The sequence below is a fragment of the Streptomyces klenkii genome, from assembly GCF_003626645.1.
Classification (GTDB): domain Bacteria; phylum Actinomycetota; class Actinomycetes; order Streptomycetales; family Streptomycetaceae; genus Streptomyces; species Streptomyces klenkii.
Window position 1 is genome coordinate 196,928 of record NZ_RBAM01000007.1, and the last position, 17,966, is coordinate 214,893.

Below are 17,966 nucleotides of genomic sequence, written 5' to 3' on the forward strand. Positions count from 1 at the left end.
GCTCTGTACCACCGTCGGCCGAACGTCTACGCAACGGACAGCGGGGGGCAGACCGCTCGGTTCGCCGCTCAGGAGAACCGGCGTGGACTGGGCGGAGTGCTGGGCGCGCTCCCGGGGTGTCTGTACGTCAGCCACCCGCAGGCCATCGCGCGGGCCGAGTACAAGCCTGCTCAGCTGGACGTGGCGACTCGGGCGGGGCTCACCGTCCCGGCGACCCTGATTACGAACGATCCGGTGGAGGCCGAGGCCTTCTGCGCTGAACAGCCTTCGATTTACAAGCCTTTGCATGCCGGGGCGTATGACATCGGAGGCGAACCTGCCGGAATCTGGGCCGCTCCGGTCGGACCGGGAGAGATCGACGGGGCGGTGGCCGGCAGCGCCCACCTGTTCCAGGCTCGTGTGCCCAAGGTGGCCGATGTGCGCGTGGTTGTTGCCGGAGATCAGGTGTTCAGCGCCCGGATCACCGCGCCACCGGGCGTCGTGGACTGGCGGGCTGAGTACCAGAGTCTCGCTTATGAGCCGGTGACCTGCCCTGATGGGATACACGAGGCATTGGCGCGGTTCCTTGCCGACTTCGGACTGCGTTTCGGCGCCTTCGATTTCGCCGTGACCGCGGACGATGCTTGGTGGTTCCTGGAGTGCAATCCCAACGGCCAATGGGCGTGGCTGCAAGCTGCGGCCGGGCTGCCGATCACGAACGCAATCGCGGATCTGCTGGCGAACGGAGCGAGCCATCATGATTGACCCCGTGCTCTCGGAACACCGGCGGGCCGGCCTCGCGCGGCACCTGTCCGAGGTCGGTGCTTTGCGCAGCCCGGAATGGGAGGCGGCCGTGTTGTCCGTGCCCCGTGAGTCGTTCGTCTCGGGTTGGTTCGAGTACGAAGACGGCCGCTGGTACCGGCCTGTGTCCGTGGACTCTGCGGCCGGGCTCGCTCGGATCTACGAAGACGACTCCCTTGTGACGCAGGTGGCGGGCGGCGTTTTTCCTGACCAGGTCGAGGGACGTATCGCGGCGGCCCCCTCTTCGTCGTCCACCATGCCGAGCCTGGTTGTGCGGATGCTCGAAGATCTGCGGGTGCCCGAAGGCGGACACGTCTTGGAGATCGGCACAGGCACGGGTTACTCGACGGCGCTGCTCTGTCATGTCGTCGGTGAGGACAACGTGACTACGGTCGAAGTCGACGCGGAGGTGTCCGCCCGCGCCGGGATGGCGCTCGCAGGCGCCGGGTACTGGCCTGCCCGTGTGGTGGGCGACGGCCTGAAGGGCTGCAAGGACGGCAGCCCCTATGACCGGGTGGTCGCCACATGCGGCGTGCACACGGTGCCGGCCGACTGGCTCGCGCAGACGCGTCCCGGCGGTGAGATCCTGGTGACGGTCGGTGGATGGATGTACGCATCCGAACTCGTGCGGCTCACGGTCGCTGAGGACGGCACGGCGAGCGGCCCCGTACTCGGCGGCCAGGTCTCGTTCATGCTCGCCCGTCCGCACCTTCCACCCCCGCTCGGAATCCTGCCGGATCTCAGTGAGGGTGATGCAGTGCCCACAGAGCTGGGTGCGGACGTGCTGGACGACTGGACGGCTCGATTCGTCGCACAGTTCGCAGTGCCGTGCGCGCAGCGGTTCACGCTCGAACGGGACGGCCTGGCGGAGCACGTCGTCGTTGACGTCGAGGCCGGATCCTGGGCGGCCATCTTTCAGGACCGCGGACAGTGGATGGTGAGGGAAGGCGGCACGGCACGCCTGTGGGATCAGATCGCTGAACGCGTCACACACTGGCAGGCGGACGGGCGGCCGTCGGCCGACCGGATGCGGCTGCACGTCGGCCCCGCCGGGCAACGCCTTACGTGGGCGTAGCCGTCAGCAGTCTGCTCATGGCGCCCGGTCCTCGGACGGGGCCGCGCCTCCGGTCCCGGTCAGCGCGGTCTCGTCCGGTGCGGTTTCGCCGTGCCGGACGAGATGGAGGAGGCGCGCGGGGCTAGTCGGTGATGCAGACGTTTCCGGCGGTCTGGTTGAGGAGGCCGATGATGTTGATGGGGAAGGAACACAGCGTCACCGGCACGCGGATGGGCACCTGGATCGTGTTGCCCGTGATGACGCCTTGAGAGTTGGCGGCGGCGCCGGCTGCGACGCTGTCCGCGGAGGCCGTACCCGCGGTGGCCGCGCCTGCGGCGGCGAGGAGCGTGGCGGTGGCGGCCGCGCTGGCGGCCTTGGCGGAGGGTGTCATGGGAGCTCCCGGGGATGGGGGGTTGATGCGCGGCCAAGTCTCCCGCATGATTCTCCCTTTTTGTCTCATTTGCCGTGTGTGCCGTATCCCGGTGAGTGCCGCATCCCGGCGAGTGCCGTGGCGCGCCGGGTGCCCGTAAGCCGGCGGATCCGGTGTTGACTCTCCAGCGACCGGAGACTCCAAGGTGAGGGACATGGACGACGACACCTCGTACGCCTCGGGCTCCCCGCACTCGATCGGGGAGCTGGCCCGGCTGACCGGGCTGACGGTCAGGACGATCCGGTTCTGGTCCGACACGGGCGTGGTGCCGCCGACCGACCGCACACCCGCGGGCTACCGCCTCTACGGCCCCGACGCGCTCGCGCGCCTCGGCCTCGTGCGGACGCTGCGCGAACTCGGCGTGGGTCTGCCCGTCATCCGGCAGGTGCTGGAGCGGGAGATCACCGTCGCCGAGGTCGCGGCCGTCCACGCCGAGGCCCTGGACGTGCAGATCCGCACCTTGCGGTTGCGTCAGGCCGTGCTGCGGGCGGTGGCCGGGCGCGGGTCGACACCGGAGGAGATGGAACTCATGCACAAGCTCGCGACCCTGTCTGATCAGGAGCGGCGCCGGCTGATCAACGAATTCATCGACAGCGCCTTCGAGGGCCTGGACGTCGACCCCGGCTTCCTCGCCTCGATGCGCAGCGGCATGCCAGAGCTGCCGGAGGACCCCTCGCAGGAGCAGCTCGACGCCTGGGTGGAGCTCGCGGAGCTCGTCCAGGACGAGGGGTTCCGGGCCGGGATCCGGCGGGCGGCCGAGGACCAGACGCGCGTGTGGAAGGAGTCCGGGCGGCCCGACGGCGAGCGCACGAAGCGGGTCGCGCAGGCGATCAAGGAGAGGTCGGAGGCCGCGCGGCAGGCCGGGATCGCGCCGGACAGCCCCGAGGCCGGGCCGTACCTCGACGAGCTCGCCGCGGTCTGCGCGGAGATCTCGGACCGCGAGGACGGGCCGGAGTTCCGGGCCTGGCTGCTGGAGCGGCTGGAGACCGGCAACGACCCGCGCTACGGCAAGTACTGGCGGCTCATCGCCGTGATCAACGGCTGGGCGCTGCCGGACATGGAGCCGGCGACGGAGTGGTTCACGGCCGCGGTTCGCGCTTCGGTGCGCGGATAGGGGCTGTGGGGCGGGGCGCGGCCGTGCCCCGCCCCAGCAGCCTCCCGGGAGGCCGTGCGCACTTGTGCGGAACCCCCTGTCGCCTCACGTCTCCTGACGTATCGTCTGTTCGCGGTAACGCGGCGGCCGGAGCGGAATCGGACGGGGATCGGACGGCGATACGGGTGCACCCGGCGAAGGAACGCATCGCGGCGGTTTTCGGACGGAGTCAGGGCAGCGGATACCTCCTCGCCCCGAACCTGGTCCTGACCGCCGCGCACGTGATCGGCGATTGCGCGCACCCGCGCGCGATCGTCCCCGGCGGCACCGGCCAGGTGCGCTGCAAAGTGGTCTGGGCGCGCGACGACAGCCGCCGCTGCGACGTCGCCCTGCTCGTCGGCGAGCGCGACCTCGTGCCCGCCGAGGTCGCCGGAGCCTTCGAACCCCTCGTCTGGGGCCGGGCCTACGACCTGCGGGTCTGGCCCGGCGCCCAGGCCGTCGGCTTCCCGCACGTCCAGCGGGACGCGGCCGACGAGCTCGACACCGAGCAGGTCGTCGGCACCCTCAAGCCCGGCAGCAACCTGCTCAGCGGCCGGCACGTCCTCGACGGCGAGCACGGCCCCCCGCTGCCGCCCGCCGACGGCGGATCCCCCTGGGCCGGCATGTCCGGCGCCGCCGTCTTCGTGGACGGCCTGCTCGCGGGCGTGGTCTGCGCCGACCCGCACGGCTGGCAGCACGGCCGCCTCACGGTCACCCCGTCGGCCACGCTCTGGCAGGACTTCGCCTTCCTCAGCGCGTGCCTGCTCGCGGGGCACAAGCCCGAGTCCCGCTCCCTGGCCTCGCCGCGGCAGCTGGAGATCGAGGCCTTCGAGCGGCGGCTGCGCGACTACATCGTCGGGAAGTGCGGCGAACTGACGATCATCGGCCTGACCCTCTCCGACGGCGAGGGCGAGACATGGCCGCTGGACGCCGCCTACCTCAGCCTCGAACTCACGGGAGGCGGCGGCGCGCAGAGCGGCGGCGGCCACGCCGAGGCGCGCGTCCCGGACGAGTGGGCGGCGGAGAACTCCACGCCCTCACCCAAGCGCGCCGAGGAGGCCCTCGCCGGCCGCCGCCGCGTCCTCCTGCGCGGAGCCGCCGGCTCCGGCAAGACCACGCTGCTGCAATGGCTCGCCACCCTCACCGCCCGCGGCGACCTCCCGCCCGGCCTCGGCCACCTCAGCGGCTGCATGCCGATCACCCTCCCCCTCCGTACGCTCATCCGCCGCGGCGAACTCCCGCAGCCCGAGGAGTTCCTGGCCGCGGCCGCGGGCCCCCTCGCCGGCCTGCCCGCCGCGCAGGGCTGGGTGACCCGGCGGCTCACGGAGGGCACGGCGCTGCTGCTGATCGACGGCGTGGACGAGGTCCCCGAGGCCGACCGCCGCCGCACCCTCACCTGGGTCAAGGACCTCCTCGCCGCCTACCCCGACGCCCGCTACGTCATCACCACCCGCCCCTCCGCCGTACGCGAGGGCTGGCTCGCCGACGCCGGCTTCACCGAGCTGGAGCTGCTCCCCATGAGCCGCGGCGACGTCGCCGCGTTCATCGACCGCTGGCACGACGCGGCGGGCGCGCGCCACCACGAGCCCCTGCGGCACTTCCGCGACGCCCTCACCACCGCCGTCGTCACCAAACGCGACCTCGGCATGCTCGCCACCAACCCCCTGATGTGCGCGCTGATCTGCGCCCTCAACCGCTCCCGCAAGGGGTATCTCCCGCACGGCCGCATGGAGCTCTACCGCGCCGCCCTGGAGCTCCTGCTCGTACGGCGCGACCGCGAGCGGGGCGTGGTGACCGGCGAGGACGGGCCGGAGCTGGAACACGCCCAGCAGGTCGCCCTGCTCCAGAAGATCGCCTACTGGCTGATCCGCAACGGCCGCTCGGTCATCGAGTGGCACAAAGCCGTCGAGATCCTCGACCGGGCCCTCCCCGCGATGCCGGCCGTCGCCGCCCGCGGCGGCGCCGAGGACATCCTGCGCCACCTCGTCCTGCGCAGCGGCCTGCTGCGCCGCCCCACGACCGAGAGCCTCGACTTCATCCACCGCACCTTCCAGGACTACCTGGGCGCCCAGGCCGCCGTGGACGACTGGGACTTCGACGTCCTCGTCAACCACGCCCACGACGACCTGTGGGAGGACGTCCTGCGCATGGCCGTCGGCCACGCCCCGCCGCGGGCCCGCGCGGAGCTGCTGCGGATGCTCCTGGAGCGGGGCGATGAGGAACCGGGGAACCGGGCCCGCCTCCACCTGCTGGCCGCCGCCTGCCTCGAACACGCCACGGAGGTGGACTGGGAGGTCCGCGCGCGCGTCGAGAAGGCGGCGGGGGAGCTCGTACCGCCGCGGGACCTGGAAGCGGCGAAGGAGCTGGCGGCGGCGGGGCGGGTGGTGCTGGATCTCCTGCCGGGGCCGGAGGGGCTCACGGACGAGGTCGCGCACGCGGTGGTCGTCGCGGCGACGACGGTGGCGGACGAGAAGGCTCTGCCGTTGCTCTCGCGGTACGTGGACCATCCGCACCAGCAGGTGCGGGCGCAGCTGGCATGGGCGTGGGACCGGTTCGATACGGAGGCGTACGCGGAGGGGGTGATCGGGCGGCTGGCGTACGAGGGCGAGGCCTACGAGGGGCTGGAGTTCGTCGCGAAGACGGAGAAGCACCTGGCCGCGATCAAGCGGCTCGGCGGGCGGCCGCGGGTGCAGCTACGGGACTGGCCGGCCGGCGGGGATCTGTCAGCCTTGGCCACCCCGGTGCTCAGCCACATCACGTTCTGGGGGCACGGGGAGACGGTCGATCTGCGCATGCTGCGCGGGTGCCGTCCGCTGCGGGGTCTGCGCGTCGTCGACTCCGGACGCCTTCTCCACCTGGACAAGTTGGACGCGAGGGCCCTGGAGGGCCTGCACGTGTGGCTGGCCGAGGAACTCGACGGCTTCGCTGCGTTGCGGTACATGCCGGAGCTGCGCGAACTGACGCTGTCCGGGACGCCGGCGGTGGGCGCGTTGCGCGGCCAGGAGCTGCCGCTGCCTCCGGGGATCCGCCGTCTGAACCTCGGGAGGGGCCCCTGCGCCCTCGCGCGCTTCTCGGGCCTTGACGGGCATCCCGGGCTGGAGGAGCTGGCGTTCGGCGCTTCCGGCGGCTACCGGACGCACTTCGCCCCGGAGTCCCTGCCCGCCCTGCGGACCCTGCGGGTCTGGTCGGAGGACCTGAGAACCCTGGCGAAGGCCGAGCCCGCGCCACAGGTGCAGGAGCTCGACCTCAGCGAGGCGTTCGGCCTCGCCGGGCTGGGCGATGTGCGGCGTGCTTACCCCGGCCTCAAGGAATTCGCTCTCATCGACCCCGTGGTCACGGACAACGGCCCCCTCGACCTGGCCCCCCTCGCCAACCTCGGCCCGGTGAAGATCTTCATCCGCCACCACGGCCCCGTCATCAACCAGGAAGCCCTGGCCGACGGCTGCGAACTGACCCTCCTCACCGACCGGAAGTGAGAGGCAGAGGTTCAGCGGCAGATGTTCAGGGGTTGATGTCGAGGACCCGCACGGGTTCCCCCGCCCAGCGTCCGGGCTCCGCCGTGGCGACGAAGGCCCCGTCGGGCCGCTCGAGGTTCGGCTCGGCGGCGTGCCGTGTGTGTGCGTCAGCCCAGCTGCCGCTGCGTGCAACGGCCAGTGCTGCCGGCAGGTCCAGGTCGAGGACGGTGACGCCGGGGAGTGCGGCGAGGTGCTCGGCCGTGCCGGGGCGGGCCCGGTCGGCCTCGACCAGTGCGCAAGCCGGTGCGTACAAGTGCCATCCCGCTTCGATGTGCGCGCGGTGGATGAGCCGGGAGGCGACGGCATTGCCACGGCCGGCGGCCACCATGGCCGTGTCGTCGAGGACGATGTGCAGGTGGTCGCTCACCGGGCCGCCTCGGAGAGCCGCCGGTCCAGCTCGGCGTCGAGCCGTTCTTCTTCGTCCTGGCCGGGGTCGTAGCCGTTCCACTCGCGCAGCATCCGACGGGCTCGTTCGGCTTGCTCGGCGCGCTCGGCCGGGGTGAGGAGCTCGTCGGCCAGGCGGGAGAGATAGGCGCGCAGGGACAGGCCTTCCGCCGCGGCGACCTCGGCGAGGCGGTCACGGGCATCGGCGGGAATGCGGATGTTCGCGTCTGCCATGGGTAATCCTCTGTTCAGCATGCGGCGAGGGTATGGGTACGTACCCGTACCCATATCGCATTCTCTTCGATTTCTCTCGAACGAGTGGTCTCCCGATGCCGTGGCTGACGTCATCCCGCCACGTCCCTCCACACCCCCCGCAGCTCCTCCGCCACCCCCACCGCCGTCAGCGGCGCGTCCCCCAACTCACGGGCCGCCAGCCCGTGCAGGTACGCGCCCACCGACGCCGCGTCCCGTCCCGACAGCCCCGCCGCCAGCAGTGACCCCGTCAGCCCCGACAGGACGTCGCCGCTCCCCGCCGTCGCCAGCCACGGGGTGCCCGTCGGGTTCACCCGTACCGTGTGGTGCCCGCGGCTGCCCGGGGCCGCGGCGATCAAGGTCGTGGAGCCCTTCAGCAGGGCCGTGACTCCGAAGCGTTCGGCGAGGGCGCGGACCGCCGCCAGGCGGCCGGACTCGACCCGTTCGCGGGAGACGCCCAGCAGGGCCGCCGCCTCGCCGGCGTGCGGGGTCAGTACGGTCTCCGCCGTGCGGTCACGCACCGCGTCGGGCGACATCAGCCGCAGTCCGTCCGCGTCGACGAGTACGGGGACGTCCGAGGCCAGGACGTCCTCCAGCGCCTGCCGGGCGTCCGCGCCGTCGCCGAGGCCGGGGCCGACGACCCACGCCTGGACGCGGCCCGCCTTCGACGGGGGGCCGGCCGAGACGAGGGTCTCGGGGAAGCGGGCGATCACGGCGTCCGCGGCGGGCCCCGCGTAGCGGACCGCGCCCGCGCCGCCGTGCAGGGCGCCCGCGACGGCGAGGACGGCCGCGCCGGGGTAGCGGGCCGAGCCCGCGACGACGCCGACGACACCCCGCCGGTACTTGTCGCTCTCCGCCTCCGGCCACGGCAGCAGCGCCGCGACGTCCGCGTGCTGGAGGGCCTCCGCGTCCGGCCGGGAAGGCAGCTCCAGCCCGATGCCGACGAGCCGGAGCGCGCCCGCGTGCTCGCGCGCCGGGTCGATGAGCAGCCCGGGCTTGTACGAGCCGAAGGTGACCGTCGCGTCGGCCCGTACCGCCGTGCCCCGTACCTCGCCGGTGTCGGCGTCGACACCGCTCGGCAGGTCGACGGAGACGATCACCGCGCCGCCGTCCGACGCGGCCCGGGCGAGCTGGGCCGCGTCGGGGCGCAGGCCGCCCTTGCCGCCGATGCCGACGATCCCGTCGACGACGAGGTCCGCGCCGCGCAGCACCCCGTCCGCGGCCTCGGCGGAGGCGACGCGCCCGCCCGCGGCGCGCAGGGCGGCGAGCCCCTCGACGTGCGCCCGCTCGGGGTTCAGGAGCACCGCGGTCACCCCGGCGCCGCGCCGGGCGAGCCGCGCGCCGGCGAACAGGGCGTCGCCGCCGTTGTCGCCGCTGCCGACGAGCAGGGCGATCCGTGCCCCGTACACGCGCCGGAGCAGGCCGGCGCAGGCGGCGGCGAGCCCGGCGGCGGCGCGCTGCATCAGGGCGCCGTGGGGGAGCTGGGCCATGAGCGCGCGCTCGGCGGTCCGTACGGTCTCGACGCTGTAGGCAGTCCTCATGCCCCCAGTCTCGCCACGGCGGGCCGTTCACGCCCCCGGTCTCACGACGCCGGGCCGTTCACGCCCCCGAAATGACGTCCGGACCGTCCCCGAAATGACACCCTGTGTCCCTCCCTGAGCCCCACCCCTCACCTCCTCCCCGGCCGTCCTGAGAGACTGACGTGGATGAACGAGACTCCGCTTCGCGCCCGCGAGACCCCGATGCGCGCCCGTGCCCTGGTCGACCTGGCCGCGCTGCGGGCCAACGTACGCACGCTCAAGGCCCGCGCTCCCCGGTCGCAGCTGATGGCCGTGGTCAAGGCGAACGCCTACGGTCACGGCGCCGTGCAGTGCGCCCGCGCGGCCCGCGAGGCCGGCGCCGAGTGGGTCGGCACGGCCACGCCGGACGAGGCGCTGGCGCTGCGCGCGGCGGGCGACACGGGCCGGCTGATGTGCTGGCTGTGGACGCCGGGCGGCCCGTGGCGCGAGGCCGTCGAGGCGGACATCGACGTGTCGGTGAGCGGCGTGTGGGCGCTCGCGGAGCTCACGGAGGCTGTACGGGCCGCGGATCGTCCCGAGGGCCGTCCCGCCCGCGTCCAGCTGAAGATCGACACGGGTCTGGGGCGCAACGGCTGCCAGCCCGACGACTGGCCGGAACTGATCGCCGCGGTGCGCGAGGCGGAGGACGCGGGCCTGGTGAAGGTGACCGGCATCTGGTCGCACTTCGCGTGCGCCGACGAGCCCGGCCACCCCTCCATCCAGGCCCAGCTGCGCGTCTTCCGGGACGCGGTGGCGTACGCGGAGCGGCAGGGCGTCGAGCCCGAGGTGCGCCACATAGCCAACTCGCCGGCGACCCTGACGCTCCCCGAGGCGCACTTCGACCTGGTCCGGACGGGCATCGCGATGTACGGGGTGTCGCCGAGCCCCGAGGTCGGCACGCCGCAGGACTTCGGCCTGAAGCCGGTGATGACCTTGTCGGCGTACTTGGCGTCGGTCAAGCAGGTGCCGGGCGGCCACGGCGTCTCGTACGGGCACCACTACGTCACCCCGGGCCCCACGACCCTCGCGCTCGTGCCCGTGGGCTACGCGGACGGCATCCCGCGCGCGGGCTCCGGCACGGGCCCGGTGCTGGTGGGCGGCAAGTGGCGGACGGTGGCGGGCCGGGTGGCCATGGACCAGTTCGTGGTCGACCTGGGCGGCGACGACACGGCGCGGGTGGGCGACGAGGCGGTGCTGTTCGGGCCGGGCGACCGGGGCGAGCCGACCGCCGAGGACTGGGCGCGTGCCACGGGCACGATCGCCTACGAAGTTGTCACGCGCATCTCCAATCGGGTGCCGCGCGTCTACGTCGGTGAGAACGTGGACGGATACACGGAGTAGGTCCGGCAAGGAGCCGGTCCAACTGGTCCAGCCGGACCTGGAACGGCGTACGAGCACGACCCAGCACGACCCAGCACCACCCAGTACGACCAGCACGACGAGTACGCGGACGTGGACATGCCGAAAGACGGGGACACGGGGGCGCGCGATGAGCAGTGACAGCGGGAGCGCGGGCACAGCGGCGGCCGGGGCCGCCGCGGCCGCCGGGGCGATCGGAGCGATCGAGGCGATCGGGGCCGTCGCCGGGAGCGGCGCGGCGGCGCAGGGCACGGCCGGCGGCGGCTGGCGGCGCGGGGCGGGGGTCGCGGGCGCGGCCCTGGGCGTCCTGGCCGCGGGAGCTGCGGTCGGCGTGGCGGTCGAGCGGCTGACGGTCGGGCGCGGCATGCGCCGCAAGGCGCGGCTGGCCCTGGACTCGTCGGGCCCGTACGGGACGCTGCGGGGGACGCCGGGCTCGGTCGTCGCGGAGGACGGCACGCGCTTGTACTACGAGGTGGACGAGCCGGGCGAGGGGGAGGCGGCGGGGGAGGCCGCCCCGCGGCGGCTGTTCGGCGGCCGGCGCGGGCCCGCCGCCCCGCCCCTCACGGTCGTTTTCAGCCACGGTTACTGCCTCAGCCAGGACTCCTGGCACTTCCAGCGCGCCGCCCTGCGGGCCGCGGGCGTCCGCGCGGTCTTCTGGGACCAGCGCAGCCACGGCCGCTCCGAGCGCAGCCGTACGGACGCCGTCTCCATCGACCTCTTCGGCCGCGACCTCAGGGCCGTCATCGACGCCGCCGCCCCCGAGGGGCCGCTGGTGCTCGTGGGGCACTCGATGGGCGGCATGACGACGATGGCGCTGGCCGCGCAGTACCCCGGCCTGATCGCCGAGCGCGTCGCCGGCGCGGCCTTCTTCGGCACGTCCTCGGGCGGGCTCGCGGAGAACACGTACGGGCTGCCGGCCGCCGGGATGAGCCTGGTGCGGCGGCTGGTGCTGCCGGGGGCGTTCAAGCTGATGGCGGCCCGGCCCGAGCTGATCGAGAAGGGCCGCCGGGCCACCGCCGACCTGTTCGCGGGCGTGCTGCGCTGGTACTCCTTCGGCTCGAAGGACGTGGACCCGGCGGTCGTGCGGTTCGCGGAACGGCTGATCGAGGCCACGCCGGTCGACGTCGTCGCGGGGTTCTACCCGGTCTTCGCCGAGCACGAGAAGCGGGAGGCGCTGTGCGCCTTCGAGCGCCTGCCGGTGGTCGTCGTGGCCGGCGACAAGGACCTGCTCACGCCCGCCGAGCACAGTGAGGCCATCGCGGAGGCCCTGCCCGGCTCCCGGCTCCTCCTCCTGGAGGACACCGGCCACCTGGTGATGCTGGAGCGGCCCGAGGTCGTCACCGGCCAGCTCGCCGACCTGCTCGCCGCGGCGGCGGACGGCGGCGCGCTGGACCGCGGACGGCGCGCGGCGGCGGGGGCGCGCGGCCGCGCCTGAAACGCGCCGGGGCCGCCCGGCCCCGTACCATCGGCGGGTATGAGCGCCCAGCCTGACATCACCGCCACCGCCGCTGAGACCCCCACCGCTGAGACCACCTCCACCGGGACCAGCACCAGCACCAGCGCCGAGACCGAGCTCACGGTCAGGACCGCCGACGCCATGCGGGAGGTGGGCCGCCGGCTGGCCGGCCTGCTGCGCCCCGGTGACCTGGTGCTGCTCACGGGCGAGCTCGGCGCGGGCAAGACGACCCTGACCCGCGGCCTGGGCGAGGGCCTCGGCGTCCGCGGCGCGGTCACCTCTCCGACGTTCGTCATCGCGCGCGTCCACCCCCACCTCGGCGGCGGCCCGGCGCTCGTCCACGTCGACGCGTACCGGCTCTCCGGCGGCCTCGACGAGATGGAGGACCTGGACCTCGACGTCTCCCTTCCCGAGTCCGTGATCGTCGTGGAGTGGGGCGACGGCAAGGTCGAGGAGCTGTCCGAGGACCGGCTGCACGTGGTCATCCACCGGGCGGTCGGCGCGAGCGCCGCGGACGCGGCGGACGTGGCCCACGCGGCGGAGGACGCGGACGACGTGCGGAGCGTACGGGTGACGGGCGTGGGCGCGCGCTGGGCGGGCGTGGACCTGTCACAGCTGGGCTGAGAGGCACGTGCTCCGGGTTGCGGAAGCGCGTGCTCCGGGCTGAGGAACACGCGCTGCTGTACGCCGCTATACGTTCCGACAAGCCGTCGGCAAGATGTTGCGTCGGCGGCTGCGGGCGTGGTCTGCTGGTAGGCAGAGACACGGTTAGGTCTACCTAACCTTGCCCAGTTGCCCCCCAGGAGGCACCATGCCGGCCCCAGAGCAGCAGACGCAGTCCGGGACCCGCTCGGAAGAGCGGCCTCCGTCGACGTCGATGCGTGACCTGCTGGCTTCCTGCGCGGCGGCGGACGCGGTGTCGAAACCGCCGCGGGCGCCGGAGGCGCCCGATGAAGATGAACAGGACGCCGCATAAATTCAGCCTGTCCGGCGTTTGAGAACGACGCGCGTCAGCGCGGACAGGGGTCCGGGGCGCAGCCCCGCTCGCGGGAAAGGACGCAGCCCCGCTCGCGGGAAAGGGCGCGGCCGGGGAGAACCCCTACGCGACCACGACCACCTTCGTGCCGTTCAGCGCGAAGTCCCACATCGCCCGCCCGTCCGCAGGCGTCTCCCGCACCGCACCCGTCTTCTTGCCCGCGGCCGCCGGATCCGGCAGGGAGCCGTCCACCGCCGCGCTGAAGCCGAAGACGACCCCCGCCGGGTTGGTGTGGAACCGCACCACGTGCTCGATGGCCTTGCCGTCGGAGCCGGTCCCCGTGGCGGACCGCGAGGTCACCGCGTAGGGCCCGGGCACCGGGTTCACCGCGCTCGGCGCCACCTCGAAGCTGTGCGTCGCCTTGCCGTCGGCGCCGACCAGCCACACCCGCTTCTGCCCGACCGCGTAGACGACCCGCTTGCCCGCGCCGGAGCCGGCCGGCACCTCCGGGAGGGCGGCCTGCGCGCCGCTGTCCTTGCCGGAGCCGTCGCCGGTGCCCGCGCCGGCGGGGTCGTCCTTGCCCTTGTCCTCGTCCTTGGCGGCGCCCGGAGGGCTCGCGTGCGAGGCCTGCGGCTTATCGGGCGCGGCCTCGGCCTGGAAGGCGAGGAAACCGACTCCCGCGAGGGCCGCCGCGGTGAGCGCGGCCACGATGACCCCCGAGCTGCTGCGTGCCACGGCTGCGCACCCTTCTCTTCCTGCGTATCTCTTCCTGCATACATACGCATACGGCGATGCGGTGACCGTAGCACCCGCGGCCACCCGCCCCGCGCCGCCTGCACCGGGCCCCGTGCCGCCCGCGACCGCGCCCCCGCGCTGCCCGCGACCGCGCCCCCGCGCTGCCTGCAACCGCGCCCCCGCGGCCGCCTCCCCGGCTCCTCGGGAGTCGCCCACCCCACGGCGAGCCGTAGTCTGTCAGTGTGCTGCTGCTCGCTCTTGATACCGCCACGCCCGCCGTCACCGTAGCCCTCCACGACGGCGACAAAGTCGTCGCCGAATCGCGTCAGGTCGACGCGCGCAGGCACGGTGAGCTGCTGCTTCCCTCCGTCGACCGGGTGCTCCGCGAAGCGGGCCACAAGCTGGACGCCGTCACGGACATCGTGGTGGGCGTCGGCCCCGGCCCGTACACCGGCCTGCGGGTCGGCATCGTCACCGCCGCCACCTTCGGCGCCGCGCTCGGCGTGCCCGTCCGCGGCCTGTGCTCGCTCGACGGCATCGCGTACGCGGCCGGGCAGGCGGGCCTGGAGGGCGAATTCGTCGTGGCGACGGACGCCCGCCGCAAGGAGGTCTACTGGGCGCGGTACGCGGACGCCCGTACCCGCGTCACCGAGCCCTCCGTGGACCGCCCGGCGGACCTGACCGAAAAGCTGGCCGGCCTGACCGTCATCGGTGCGGGCGCGGTCCTCTACGCCGACGCCTTCACGGACGTACGGGCCGACATGCCCGAGCACCAGTCCGCCGGGGCCCTGGCCTCCCTCGCCGCCGAGCGCCTGCGCACGGGCGGCGAGTTCCTCCCCGACCAGCCGCTCTACCTCCGCCGCCCCGACGCCCAGGTCCCCGCCAACTACAAGGTGGTCACTCCCAAGTGACCACGAACGTGCGTGTCCGCGAGATGCGCTGGTGGGACATCGGGCCGGTGCTGGAGCTGGAGCGCGCGCTGTTCCCGGACGACGCCTGGTCCAAGGGGCTGTTCTGGTCCGAGCTGGCGCACGCGCGCGGCCCGGGCGCCACGCGCCGCTACGTGGTCGCCGAGGGCGGCGACGGCCGCGTCGTCGGCTACGCCGGCCTGGCGGCGATCGACGGCACGGGCGACGTCCAGACCATCGCCGTCGCCCAGGAGCACTGGAGCACCGGCCTCGGCTCCCGGCTGCTGCGCGAGCTCCTGACCGCCGCGACCGACTTCGAGTGCCGCGAGGTGCTCCTCGAAGTGCGGGTCGACAACACCCGCGCCCAGCGCCTGTACGAACGCTTCGGCTTCGAAGGCGTCGGCGTGCGCCGCGGCTACTACCAGCCCGGCAACGTCGACGCCCTCGTGATGCGCCTCTCCGATCCCCTCTCCGCAGTGCAAGGAATGACCCATGGCTCGCAAGGCTGACGAACCCCTCGTCCTCGGCATCGAGACCTCGTGCGACGAGACCGGCGTCGGCATCGTCCGCGGGCACACCCTGCTCGCCGACGCGGTCGCCTCCAGCGTGGACGAGCACGCGCGCTTCGGCGGCGTCGTCCCCGAGGTGGCGAGCCGCGCCCACCTGGAGGCGATGGTCCCGACCATCCAGCGCGCGCTGGACGAGGCCGGCGTCTCCGCGAAGGACCTCGACGGCATCGCGGTCACGGCGGGCCCGGGGCTCGCGGGCGCGCTGCTGGTGGGCGTCTCGGCGGCGAAGGCGTACGCGTACGCGCTGGGCAAGCCCCTGTACGGCGTGAACCACCTGGCCTCCCACATCTGCGTCGACCAGCTGGAGCACGGCCCGCTGCCGGAGCCGACGATGGCCCTGCTGGTCAGCGGCGGCCACTCCTCCCTGCTGCTCGCCCCCGACATCACCTCCGACGTCCGCCCGCTCGGCTCGACCATCGACGACGCGGCGGGCGAGGCCTTCGACAAGGTCGCCCGCGTCCTGAACCTCGGCTTCCCCGGCGGCCCGGTCATCGACCGCTACGCCCGCGAGGGCAACCCGGACGCCATCCGCTTCCCCCGCGGCCTCACCGGCTCCCGCGACCCCGCCTACGACTTCTCCTTCTCCGGCCTGAAGACGGCCGTGGCCCGCTGGATCGAGGCCAAGCGCGCGGCGGGCGAGGAGGTGCCGGTCGCGGACGTGGCCGCGTCGTTCCAGGAGGCCGTCGTGGACGTCCTCACGCGCAAGGCCGTCCGCGCGTGCAAGGACGAAGGCGTCGACCACCTGATGATCGGCGGCGGCGTGGCGGCGAACACGCGCCTGCGGGCGATGGCCCAGCGGCGCTGCGAGGACGCGGGCATCACGCTCCGCGTGCCGCGGCCGAAGCTGTGCACGGACAACGGGGCGATGGTGGCGGCGCTGGGCGCGGAGATGGTGGCGCGGGGACGCTCGGCGTCGTCGTGGGAGCTGTCGGCGGACAGCTCGCTGCCGGTGACGGAGACGCATGTGCCGGCGGAGGAGGGCCATGGGCACTCGCACGGCCATTCTCACGGCCACGGTCACGCCCATGACCACGACCACGTTCACGAACTGAGCAAGAAGAACCTGTACGAGTCGTAGAACGAACCAGACGAACCAAACGACCAAACGAATCAATTCGATGGGTATAGCGAAGCTGCCACCGCCACCACCGCCGTGGCACCTGAGCACATGGCCGACGCGCGAGGCCATGCTGGCGGACCGGTCGAGGGCGCTGGACGCCCTCATCCGGAAGACGCTGTCGCCGGGCCGCCTGCTGCTGACGTGGCTCCTGACGTGCGTGTTCGTGCTGGGCTGGACGTTCGCGGTCCTGGGCCTGCAATCCGTGGTCGAAGGCGGGATCTCTTACGTCTACGCGGCGGCGTTCCTGATCCTGGCGGCGGGCGCGGCGATCCCGTCACTGCTGGGTATCCGCGCCGGCCTCCGGACCGGGAAGGAAGCCCGGCGGCGGCTGCGCCTGTGGGCGGCGCTGGACCGCGACGCGGTGCACGACGCGGGCCTGGAGGCGGGCGGCCGCGTGTGGTTCTGGCTGCTGATGTCACTGCTGCCGTGCGCGGGCGCGCTGGTGGTCGGGGGCGCGTTCGTCCAGGAGGTACTGACGACGGCCGGCGCCCCGAAGGACGGCTCGTCCCTGGCCTACGCGTGGGGCCTGACGGCCCCGCTGGCGGCGGCAGGCGCGTACGGCGTGGCCACCGCCCTGACCCACCGCCGCTGGTTCCGCTCCCTCAACCGGCAGCGGCGCTGAGCGTATTCTGGCGAGGGAGCGGACAGGGCAGGCGGTTGGGGAGGAGCCGGACATGGAGTGGCTCTGGTGGGTGCTGATCTTCTTCGGCGTGGGCGGCTTCACCAAGGCCGCCGACACCGCCCGCACGGCCCTGCGCACCCGCCATGAACGCAAGCTGGAGCTCCTGGAGACGGAGCGCGCAGAGCGCGCGGCCCTGGAGGCCGCCTCCAAGCCGCCCCAGCCCATATGCGGCTGCACACACCATCTGGCCAAGCACGACAAGCAGGGCAAGTGCCATGAGGCGGTGGAGACTCCGGTCTCCTGGGACGCGGAGAAGAAGCCGACGTCGTACGAACTGCGCCAGTGCAACTGCCAGCAGTACGTGGGACCGCAGCCGCTGACGACGTTCTACGCGGAGGATCTGACGGACCTGGCGTGAGGGTGCGACGGCCGTTCAGAGGTGCTGGAACTGCTGCTGGTCACCGGCGCTCGGCCTCCGGGGCGGCGCCCGGGAAGGGCGCGAACTCCGCGACGGCGGTGTGGGCCGCGTCCGGGGACTCGGCCGCGGCGACCGCCGCGCGGAGGTCGTCCGGGGTGTGCCCGGACGGTTCTTCCGGCGCGGCGGTGTTCACACGAGCCTCCGCATACGGTTCGCCTCGATGACGCGGGCGCGCAGGTAGACGCGGAGGGACGTCACCTCGGTCGCCTCGACCGGGCAGTCCCATGCGGCGCCCCCGTTGGGCGGCCGTAGACGCACCAAATCCACGGCGTGTGCGGTGACTTGACCGACCTCATCGATCCGCGTGTCGATGACGTACGCCCCGAGAGGCGGAATTTCCTTGTTCACGCTATCCAGGGTTATGGCCCGTCGTCAGCCTGGGGAGAAACCTTCGCGGTACGAGGCGCGTGGGTACCGTTGATCTTGGCGGGAAGGTGCGGCGCGGTGACGAGTATGAACTCTCAACCGCTGATGACCTGGCGAAAGCGATGGAACAGGGCCACGCGGCGAGCTGACCGCGCTTCGGGATCCGGGATCCGAGTTCCGAGTTCCGAGCGTTCTTTCCATGGAATGGGTGGGGAGATAACCCACCCACCCTCCCTCCGCGCGCATCGCGCGAGGGAGGGGCCAACCGCCC

19 protein-coding genes are annotated in these 17,966 nt (G+C 73.2%); 12 read left to right on the plus strand and 7 right to left on the minus strand.

Features of this window, described 5'->3' with window-relative positions; translation table 11 throughout:
• The first annotated feature begins 96 nt into the window (after positions 1 to 96).
• Positions 97 to 744, plus strand: coding sequence for an MvdC/MvdD family ATP grasp protein (locus D7231_RS18550; RefSeq protein WP_241999786.1), 648 nt, complete (start codon positions 97 to 99; stop codon positions 742 to 744).
• Positions 737 to 1,855 (plus strand): ATP-grasp peptide maturase system methyltransferase, encoded by a 1,119-nt coding sequence (gene tgmC, locus D7231_RS18555; RefSeq protein ID WP_120756579.1) that lies wholly within the window; start codon positions 737 to 739, stop codon positions 1,853 to 1,855. The genes D7231_RS18550 and tgmC overlap by 8 nt, the downstream gene beginning before the upstream one ends.
• A gap of 121 nt (positions 1,856 to 1,976) precedes the next feature.
• On the opposite strand, the gene D7231_RS18560 is transcribed toward tgmC, so the two are convergent.
• Positions 1,977 to 2,225: a chaplin gene (locus tag D7231_RS18560; protein WP_120756580.1), complete on the minus strand. Its 249-nt coding sequence runs from the start codon at positions 2,223 to 2,225 to the stop codon at positions 1,977 to 1,979.
• A gap of 193 nt (positions 2,226 to 2,418) precedes the next feature.
• Between D7231_RS18560 and D7231_RS18565 the strand changes: the two genes are divergently transcribed.
• Together D7231_RS18565 and D7231_RS18570 are read left to right on the plus strand one after the other, a co-directional pair.
• On the plus strand, positions 2,419 to 3,378 hold the full coding sequence (locus tag D7231_RS18565) for a MerR family transcriptional regulator (protein WP_120756581.1): 960 nt from the start codon (positions 2,419 to 2,421) through the stop codon (positions 3,376 to 3,378).
• A 164-nt stretch (positions 3,379 to 3,542) separates the two neighbouring features.
• Positions 3,543 to 6,872: a serine protease gene (locus D7231_RS18570; RefSeq protein ID WP_120756582.1), complete on the plus strand. Its 3,330-nt coding sequence runs from the start codon at positions 3,543 to 3,545 to the stop codon at positions 6,870 to 6,872.
• A 25-nt stretch (positions 6,873 to 6,897) separates the two neighbouring features.
• On the opposite strand, the gene D7231_RS18575 is transcribed toward D7231_RS18570, so the two are convergent.
• From D7231_RS18575 to D7231_RS18585, 3 genes are all read right to left on the minus strand, one after another.
• Positions 6,898 to 7,278 carry a PIN domain-containing protein gene (locus D7231_RS18575; protein ID WP_194960034.1) on the minus strand — a complete coding sequence of 127 codons (381 nt, stop codon included), beginning with the start codon at positions 7,276 to 7,278 and terminating at the stop codon, positions 6,898 to 6,900.
• A complete protein-coding gene (locus tag D7231_RS18580; protein WP_120756583.1) occupies positions 7,275 to 7,529 on the minus strand; it encodes a hypothetical protein in 255 nt (84 codons plus the stop codon). The genes D7231_RS18575 and D7231_RS18580 overlap by 4 nt, the downstream gene beginning before the upstream one ends.
• Positions 7,530 to 7,639: 110 nt before the next feature.
• A complete protein-coding gene (locus tag D7231_RS18585; protein WP_120756584.1) occupies positions 7,640 to 9,088 on the minus strand; it encodes an NAD(P)H-hydrate dehydratase in 1,449 nt (482 codons plus the stop codon).
• Between the two features lie 165 nt (positions 9,089 to 9,253).
• Here D7231_RS18585 and alr point away from each other — a divergent pair, with 165 nt between their 5' ends.
• The 3 genes from alr (at position 9,254) to tsaE (ending at position 12,545) form a co-directional block, all read left to right on the plus strand.
• On the plus strand, positions 9,254 to 10,447 hold the full coding sequence (gene alr / locus D7231_RS18590) for an alanine racemase (protein ID WP_120756585.1): 1,194 nt from the start codon (positions 9,254 to 9,256) through the stop codon (positions 10,445 to 10,447).
• 148 nt (positions 10,448 to 10,595) lie between these two features.
• Entirely contained in the window at positions 10,596 to 11,900 is a 1,305-nt protein-coding gene (locus D7231_RS18595; RefSeq protein ID WP_120756586.1) for an alpha/beta fold hydrolase, read from the plus strand.
• Between the two features lie 162 nt (positions 11,901 to 12,062).
• Positions 12,063 to 12,545, plus strand: coding sequence for a tRNA (adenosine(37)-N6)-threonylcarbamoyltransferase complex ATPase subunit type 1 TsaE (gene tsaE, locus D7231_RS18600; RefSeq protein ID WP_228774286.1), 483 nt, complete (start codon positions 12,063 to 12,065; stop codon positions 12,543 to 12,545).
• A gap of 475 nt (positions 12,546 to 13,020) precedes the next feature.
• Here the strand turns inward: tsaE and D7231_RS18605 are convergent, their stop codons facing one another.
• Positions 13,021 to 13,632, minus strand: a complete 612-nt coding sequence (locus D7231_RS18605; RefSeq protein WP_199739407.1) for a hypothetical protein — start codon at positions 13,630 to 13,632, stop codon at positions 13,021 to 13,023.
• Between the two features lie 242 nt (positions 13,633 to 13,874).
• On the opposite strand from D7231_RS18605, the gene tsaB reads away from it, so the two are divergent.
• The 5 genes from tsaB to D7231_RS18630 are packed head-to-tail and all read left to right on the plus strand — an operon-like array spanning position 13,875 to position 17,269.
• Positions 13,875 to 14,543: a tRNA (adenosine(37)-N6)-threonylcarbamoyltransferase complex dimerization subunit type 1 TsaB gene (tsaB, locus tag D7231_RS18610; protein WP_120756587.1), complete on the plus strand. Its 669-nt coding sequence runs from the start codon at positions 13,875 to 13,877 to the stop codon at positions 14,541 to 14,543.
• Positions 14,544 to 14,566: 23 nt separating this feature from the next.
• Entirely contained in the window at positions 14,567 to 15,049 is a 483-nt protein-coding gene (rimI, locus tag D7231_RS18615; RefSeq protein ID WP_120756814.1) for a ribosomal protein S18-alanine N-acetyltransferase, read from the plus strand.
• A complete protein-coding gene (gene tsaD, locus D7231_RS18620) occupies positions 15,033 to 16,187 on the plus strand; it encodes a tRNA (adenosine(37)-N6)-threonylcarbamoyltransferase complex transferase subunit TsaD (protein ID WP_120756588.1) in 1,155 nt (384 codons plus the stop codon). Before rimI ends, tsaD begins: the two co-directional genes overlap by 17 nt.
• Before the next feature lie 40 nt (positions 16,188 to 16,227).
• Complete coding sequence (locus tag D7231_RS18625) at positions 16,228 to 16,851, plus strand: hypothetical protein (protein WP_147449759.1); 624 nt, start codon at positions 16,228 to 16,230, stop codon at positions 16,849 to 16,851.
• A gap of 52 nt (positions 16,852 to 16,903) precedes the next feature.
• Positions 16,904 to 17,269 (plus strand): hypothetical protein, encoded by a 366-nt coding sequence (locus D7231_RS18630; RefSeq protein ID WP_120756590.1) that lies wholly within the window; start codon positions 16,904 to 16,906, stop codon positions 17,267 to 17,269.
• Positions 17,270 to 17,309: 40 nt separating this feature from the next.
• Here D7231_RS18630 and D7231_RS36545 read toward each other — a convergent pair whose 3' ends face one another.
• Positions 17,310 to 17,462, minus strand: a complete 153-nt coding sequence (locus D7231_RS36545; protein WP_158673782.1) for a hypothetical protein — start codon at positions 17,460 to 17,462, stop codon at positions 17,310 to 17,312.
• A complete protein-coding gene (locus D7231_RS18635; protein ID WP_120756591.1) occupies positions 17,459 to 17,677 on the minus strand; it encodes a hypothetical protein in 219 nt (72 codons plus the stop codon). Before D7231_RS18635 ends, D7231_RS36545 begins: the two co-directional genes overlap by 4 nt.
• Between the last annotated feature and the right edge of the window lie 289 nt (positions 17,678 to 17,966).